The sequence below is a fragment of the Streptomyces sp. NPDC027663 genome (assembly GCF_055566415.1).
In genome coordinates, this window is sequence record NZ_JBVHSK010000018.1 from 146821 (window position 1) to 153563 (window position 6743).

Consider the following 6743-nt stretch of genomic DNA (forward strand, 5'->3'; position numbering starts at 1 on the left):
ACCTTCCCTGGGGGTGCCCCCGGACGCAGTCCGGGGGCGGGTCAGATGCCCTGCCGGCTGGCGTAGAACACCAGCCGGTACTTACCGATCTGCACCTCGTCACCGTTCGCCAGGGCGACCTGATCGATGCGCTCGCGGTTGACGTACGTGCCGTTCAGGCTGCCCACGTCGGCCACCGTGAAGGAGCCGTCCGGGGAGCGCCGGAACTCCACGTGCCGCCGGGAGACCGTCACGTCGTCCAGGAAGATGTCGCTCTGCGGGTGACGGCCGGCCGTGGTCAGGTCGCTGTCCAGCAGGAAGCGGCTGCCCGAGTTCGGCCCGCGGCGCACCACCAGCAGCGCCGAGCCCATCGGCAGCGCGTCCACCGCGGCCTGCGCCTCCGGCGACAGCATCGGCATCTGCGTCTGCCCGGTGACCTCGGAGTCGTAGGCCTCGAGGCCGGAGATCGAGATCGTGGACGTCGTCTCGGAGGCCCGCTCGGGCGCCACCCCGGGGCGCAGCGGCGCCCCGCAGTTGGAGCAGAACCGGGCGCTCTCCGCATTCCGGTTACCGCACCTCGTACACACCAGGACCGACATGGACGGATCCTCCTGCCGCGGCTGCCCCGCCGGGGCGTTGAACGCGTACGGACCGGAGGCAAACCCTCCACCCGTACCTGAGGTTGACGGTTGCCCGAAACCTATGCCTCCGGACTGGGCAGGGTCAACAGACGCCGCGCCCTGACCACCGGAAATGTCACCGCCCGGACCAGCGACCTGGTCCCGGAACAGCGGGCGCTGGCCCTCCGCGTCAGGCTGTGCGCGATGGCGAGCGGTCGCGTTGTCGCTACCCTCTCGCGCGCTCTTGCCGAACAACTTCGCAAACAACTTCACGGGCGATTCCCCTTGACCGAAACAGACCCGCCCGTGGGGCAGGACGAACCCTGATTGCCTACACCGGCCGAGCCGGACACTCTCACAACGTCCGTATGCACCAGACAGTTTCCACCACGCACCACCCCTTCGGTGCGCCGACCCCCCGCAACCTCATGCCCCTGCCGGACGGGCCCCATGCACCGCCGGTTCACCGGGAGGACGACCGAGCGTAGTCAGGCCGCTTCGCCTGTCGCAAGGCGTCCACGACGATCTTGTCCGACCGCTCCACGGCCACCGTGGCCTGCTCCTTCTCCAAGGTCTGCACCACGCCTCCTGGGATGTTCAGCGCCGGTTCGAGGTCCTGCGGCTTGCCGATGACCTTGAAACGAAAGGGGGCGTTGATCTTGTTCCCGTCGACGCTCACAGACTTGCCGGAGCCGGTGAAGTAGGTGCCTGCCACCACCCGGACCCCATTGACCTGGATCGCCTCGGCGCCGGCCGCGCGCAACTCCTGGATCGCGTCGAGCAGCATGTCCGCCTGGACCGTCCCCTTCGTGTCCTCGATCGTCATGGTGATGCCGGGACCCTGCGCTCCCACGGTGCCCGCCAGGATGCCGAGTTGCTTCTCCTTCTCGGCAGTCTGCTTGCGCGCCTCCGCGGCTTGGTCGGAGCTGCTCTGCAACTCCTGACGCTGCTTTTCGAGTCCCTGCTTCTCGTCCTCAAGACGCTGAGTTCGCGAATCCAGTTCATCGAGGATGCGCACAAGATCTTCCTGACGTGCGCCGCGCAGCGCACTGTCCGTGTCGCTGTTGGACGCCACCTGTACGGCCAGGCCGAAGCCCAGGCCGAACAGCAGCAGCGCGACGATGAGTTGGGCCCGCGTGAAGCGGGGCGGCCACAGGCCCTGGACCAGCCGCTGCCGGCCGGTCAGCGGCGGCTGGACCTGCTCCCCGGCCGTCTGCCCGGCTTCCGGCGCGGGCGGGGACACCTCGGCCGGCAGTTCCCTGCGCAGCCTGTTCTCGGGCTGGTCGGTCCGGTTCTCGGGCTGGTCGGTCCGGCCGTTGCGGTCGTTCTGCTCGCTCATGGTGTCACGCCCGGAAGACGTGCCGTCGGATCGCCGCGGCGTTGGAGAAGATGCGGATGCCCAGGACGACGACGACACCCGTGGACAGCTGTGCGCCCACGCCCAACTTGTCGCCCAGGAAGACGATCAGCGCGGCCACGACCACGTTGGACAGGAACGACACCACGAAGACCTTGTCGTCGAAGATGCCGTCCAGCATGGCACGCAGACCGCCGAAGACGGCGTCCAGCGCCGCGACGACGGCGATCGGCAGATAAGGCTCGACGACCGCCGGAACCTCGGGCCGGACCAACAGGCCGGCCACGACTCCCACGACGAGGCCCAGTACGGCGATCACGATGTGCCCTTCTCAGTCTTCTCGGTCTTCTCAGTGCTCGGCTGTGCTGTACGTACGATCACACTGGGTGCGGCGGGCAGCCGGACGTCGCCCTCCACGGAGATGGTGGCGCGGATGCCGTAGTTCTCTTCCAGAGCATGCAGATACAGGCCGTCGGCACTGTTCTGGAACCTGGTGCTCAGCCTCTCCCCGTCGCCCACCGCCAGCACGGTGTACGGCGGCACCAGTGGCCTGTTGTCGACCAGTATGGCGTCACCCGCGGCCCTGATCGCGGACAGGGCGGTCAGCCGCTGCCCGTTGATGGAGACCGCCTCGGCCCCCGAGGCCCACAGCCCGTTGACCACGCGCTGCATGTCCCGGTCACGCACCCGGCCGGTGTCGGAGAACCCCGAGGTCTCCCGCGGATGGCCGCCGCCACCCCCGCCGCCGGCCTCCTTGGCGTCGTTCACGACGAGCTTCACCCCGGGACCGTGCACCGCGGTGGCCCCCGACAGCAGGCCCACGAGGTCCGCCTCGGCACCGCCACCGCTGGCCTTCAGGGCCGCCCGCTGGCGCGCGCCGACGTCGTCGCGCAGTTCGTCGACCGTACCCTCGAGCTTGTCCGCGTCCTCGGTCTCGCCGTCGATGCGGTCGATCAGCTCCTGGCGCTCCTTGGCCACGACGGGCGCCGCCACCCGTGCCTGCGCCGCTCCGACGGTCACCACCAGCGCCGCGAGCACGAGACCTGCGGCCAGGCCCAGCTTCGCCCGGAGCGTCTTCGGCAGACCGCCCTCACCCCGGGCCTTCTTCCGGGCGGCGGCCTCGGCGTACCCGTCGTCGAGGCTGTGGTCCATGACGTTGGTGATCAACGACATGGAGGCGTCCGGGCGCTGCGGCCGCGCGGGGCTGCTCCGAACGGGGGGTTGCTGCGGCATGCCGCACATCGTCGCATGTCGCGAGCACTACCTCCGAACGGCCCCACCGGCGTGCCGGACAGGCCCCCTTGGGGGACACTTGTCCGGCACGCACGCGTGCAGCGGCTTTTGCCGTTCCGAGCCGCCGGATGTTACCGGCCGGCGCTGTCCACGACCGCCGACCACTCGTCCAGCAGGGCCTGCGCGGATGCGTCGTCAGGCCCCTCTGCCCACAGATGCGTGACCGCCTCGGCGGGGTCGGGCAGCACCATCACCCAGCGCCCATCGGTCTCCACGACCCGCACCCCGTCGGTCGTGTCGACAAATCGATCTCCCGCGGCCTCGACCACCCGCCGCATCACCAGGCCCTTGACGGCCCAGGGAGTCGCCAGGTCCCGCTTGAGGACATGGGCGCGCGGGATGCGGGCGTCGATCTGGCTCAGCGTGAGCTGCGTGCGGGCCACCAGCCCGATGAGCCGTACGAAGGCCGCCGTGCCGTCGTAGACCCCGCTGAACTCCGGGACGATGAAGCCGCCCTTGCCGTCACCACCGAAGATGGTGCCCTCCTCGCGCCCCACGCGCGTGAGGTCGTCGGGCGAGGTGGTGGTCCACTCGACCTGGGTACCGTGGTACGCGGCCACCTGTTCGGCGATCCGGGTCGTGGTCACCGGCAGCGCCACGCGCCCGCTGCGCCGCTCGGCGGCCACCAGATCCAGCATCACCAGCAGCGCCCGGTCGTCCTCGATGATCCGGCCCTTCTCGTCCACGAGCGACAGCCGCTCGCCGACGGGGTCGAACCGCACGCCGAACGCGGCACCGGAGGAGGCCACGATCTCCCCGAGCCGCACCAGCCCGTTCCGCCGCATCTCGGCCGTCTCCGTGGGCCTGGACTCGTCGAGACCGGGGTTGATGGTCAGCGAGTCCACCCCGAGCTTGCCCAGCAGGCTGGGCAGCACGAGACCGGCACTGCCGTTCGAGGCGTCCACGACCACCTTGAGACCGGCTTCCGCTATTCCCGTCGTGTCGACGTTCCGCAGCAGCGATCCTGTGTACGAGTCGAAGACGCTCGCCGGGAAGTACAGGTCGCCGATCTCGCCGGGGAACGCCCGCCGGTACTCCTGCCGCGCGAACACCCGGTCCAGCTTCCGCTGGCTGCCCTGCGACAGGTCCGCGCCCTGCCCGTCGAAGAACATGATGTCGACCGAGTCCGGGACACCGGGCGAGGTACGGATCATGATGCCGCCGGCGCTGCCGCGCGCGGTCTGCTGCCGGGCCACGGGCAGCGGTACGTTCTCCAGGTCGCGTACGTCGATGGCGCTCGCCTGGAGCGCGGAGATCACCGCACGCTTGAGCGCGCGCGCACCTCTGGAGTGGTCGCGGGCGGTGGTGACGGTGGAGCCCTTCTTCAGGGTCGTCGCGTAGGCCCCGGCGAGCCGCACCGCCAGTTCAGGCGTGATCTCCACGTTCAGGATGCCGGAGACACCACGGGCGCCGAACAGATTGGCCTGGCCCCTGGACTCCCAGATCACTGAGGTGTTGACGAAAGCGCCGGCCTCGATGGTCTTGAACGGGTACACACGGACGTTGCCCTGAACGATCGATTCTTCACCGATCAGGCACTCGTCACCGATGACGGCGCCGTCCTCGATCCGGGCGGCGCGCATGATGTCGGTGTTCTTGCCGACGACGCAGCCGCGCAGATTGCTGTGCTGCCCGATGTACACGTTGTCGTGCACGACGGCCCTGTGCAGGAAGGCGCCGCCCTTCACGACGACGTTCGATCCGACGACCGTGTGCTCGCGGATCTCCGCGCCGGCCTCCACCTTCGCGTAGTCGCCGATGTACAGCGGCCCGCGCAGCACGGCGTCGGGGTGCACTTCGGCGCCCTCGGCGACCCAGACCCCCGGCGAGATCTCGAAGCCGTCGATGTCGACGTTGACCTTGCCTTCGAGAACATCGGCCTGGGCCTTCACATAGCTCTCGTGCGTGCCGACGTCCTCCCAGTAGCCCTCGGCGACATAGCCGTAGATCGGCTTGCCTTCCTTCATCAGCTGCGGGAAGACATCACCGGACCAGTCGACCGGAACGTCGGCCTCGACGTAGTTGAAGACCTCGGGCTCCATGACATAGATGCCCGTGTTGACCGTGTCCGAGAAGACCTGCCCCCAGGTCGGCTTCTCCAGGAAGCGTTCGACCTTTCCTTCTTCGTCGACGATGGTGATGCCGAACTCCAGGGGATTGGGCACACGGGTCAGACAGACCGTGACCAGCGCGCCCTTCTCCTTGTGGAAATTGATCAGATCGGTGAGGTCGAAGTCGGTCAGCGCATCGCCGGAGATCACAAGGAAGGCATCGTCCTTCAACGCCTCCTCGGCGTTCTTGACGCTTCCGGCGGTACCGAGTGGCTTCTCCTCATTGGCATAGGTGAGCTCCATGCCGAGCTCTTCGCCGTCACCGAAGTAGTTCTTGACGAGCGATGCCAGGAACTGCACGGTGACAACGGTCTCGGTGAGCCCGTGCCTTTTCAGCAGCCGTAGCACGTGCTCCATGATCGGGCGGTTCACCACGGGCAGGAGCGGCTTGGGCATGCTAGAGGTCATGGGGCGCAGGCGCGTGCCTTCGCCACCGGCCATCACGACGGCCTTCATGTCGGAAGCGTCCTCCTCCAAGAGACGACGGTCTAGCCGACTTCACCCGTCCAGATTGTCCCGCACTTTTCCACCACGGGCCATCGAGGAGTTGAGGGCACGGACAATCGCCGAGCTCAATCGGCCATGGCGTCCGCCCGAACCAATCGGCGGACCTGTACCACGTAAAGCACTCCTGCCCACCAGTAGAGGGTTGTACCCCACCCGGCGAACGCCCATCCGAAGACGGCGGCGAGCGACGCGATCCAATCGCTGCCGTCACTGAGCAGCAGGAGCGGGAAGGCGTACATCAGGTTGAAGGTTGCCGCCTTGCCGAGGAAGTTCACCTGAGGCGGCGGGTACCCGTGCCGGCGGAGGATACCCACCATCACCAGGAGAACCAGCTCTCGCGCCAGGAGCAGGCCGGTCAGCCAGAGCGGGAGGATCTCCCGCCAGGTGAGGCCGACCAGCGTGGAAAGGATGTACAGCCGGTCGGCGGCGGGGTCGAGAAGCCGGCCGAGGCTGCTGATCTGATTCCAGCGCCGGGCGAGCTTGCCGTCGAGATAGTCACTGACCCCGCTCAACGCCAGGATGAGGAGGGCCCAGCCATCGCTCTGGGGGCCGCCGAACTCCGGCCTGAGGATCAACCACAGGAACAGGGGTACGCCGACGAGCCGCGCCATACTGAGGATGTTGGGGATGGTGAGGACCCGGTCTGTCTGGACACGGGTCTCCTGGACCTCCACCCGGGGGCCTCCTGTGCGAAATGAGCCAACGATGCTCCTTGACCCTACCTCAACGCAAAAAAGCTCCGACCCCTGGGCAGTGCCCAAGAGCCGGAGCTGTAAAAGGAGTTCGGCGGCGTCCTACTCTCCCACAGGGTCCCCCCTGCAGTACCATCGGCGCTGTGAGGCTTAGCTTCCGGGTTCGGAATGTAACCGGGCGTTT

Annotated in this window: 6 protein-coding genes and 1 rRNA gene; all 7 read right to left on the reverse strand. The window is 68.0% G+C overall.

From position 1 onward, the window contains the following. Positions 1-41: 41 nt before the first annotated feature. Positions 42-872, reverse strand: coding sequence for an FHA domain-containing protein (locus tag ACZ4SF_RS33365; RefSeq protein ID WP_468392022.1), 831 nt, complete (start codon positions 870-872; stop codon positions 42-44). Positions 873-1062: 190 nt separating this feature from the next. Then, positions 1063-1938, reverse strand: coding sequence for a DUF881 domain-containing protein (locus ACZ4SF_RS33370; protein WP_468392024.1), 876 nt, complete (start codon positions 1936-1938; stop codon positions 1063-1065). A 4-nt stretch (positions 1939-1942) separates the two neighbouring features. After that, positions 1943-2275, reverse strand: coding sequence for a small basic family protein (locus ACZ4SF_RS33375; protein WP_003988855.1), 333 nt, complete (start codon positions 2273-2275; stop codon positions 1943-1945). After that, the gene (locus tag ACZ4SF_RS33380; protein ID WP_468392026.1) at positions 2272-3198 is read right to left on the reverse strand and encodes a DUF881 domain-containing protein; all 927 of its coding nucleotides are present in this window, start codon (positions 3196-3198) and stop codon (positions 2272-2274) included. Before ACZ4SF_RS33380 ends, ACZ4SF_RS33375 begins: the two co-directional genes overlap by 4 nt. Positions 3199-3320: 122 nt before the next feature. Beyond that, positions 3321-5816 (reverse strand): sugar phosphate nucleotidyltransferase, encoded by a 2496-nt coding sequence (locus ACZ4SF_RS33385; protein ID WP_468392028.1) that lies wholly within the window; start codon positions 5814-5816, stop codon positions 3321-3323. A gap of 116 nt (positions 5817-5932) precedes the next feature. Further along, positions 5933-6541: a CDP-alcohol phosphatidyltransferase family protein gene (locus ACZ4SF_RS33390; RefSeq protein ID WP_468392030.1), complete on the reverse strand. Its 609-nt coding sequence runs from the start codon at positions 6539-6541 to the stop codon at positions 5933-5935. Positions 6542-6648: 107 nt separating this feature from the next. Continuing rightward, positions 6649-6743 (reverse strand): 5S ribosomal RNA (rrf, locus tag ACZ4SF_RS33395); the annotation flags it as partial.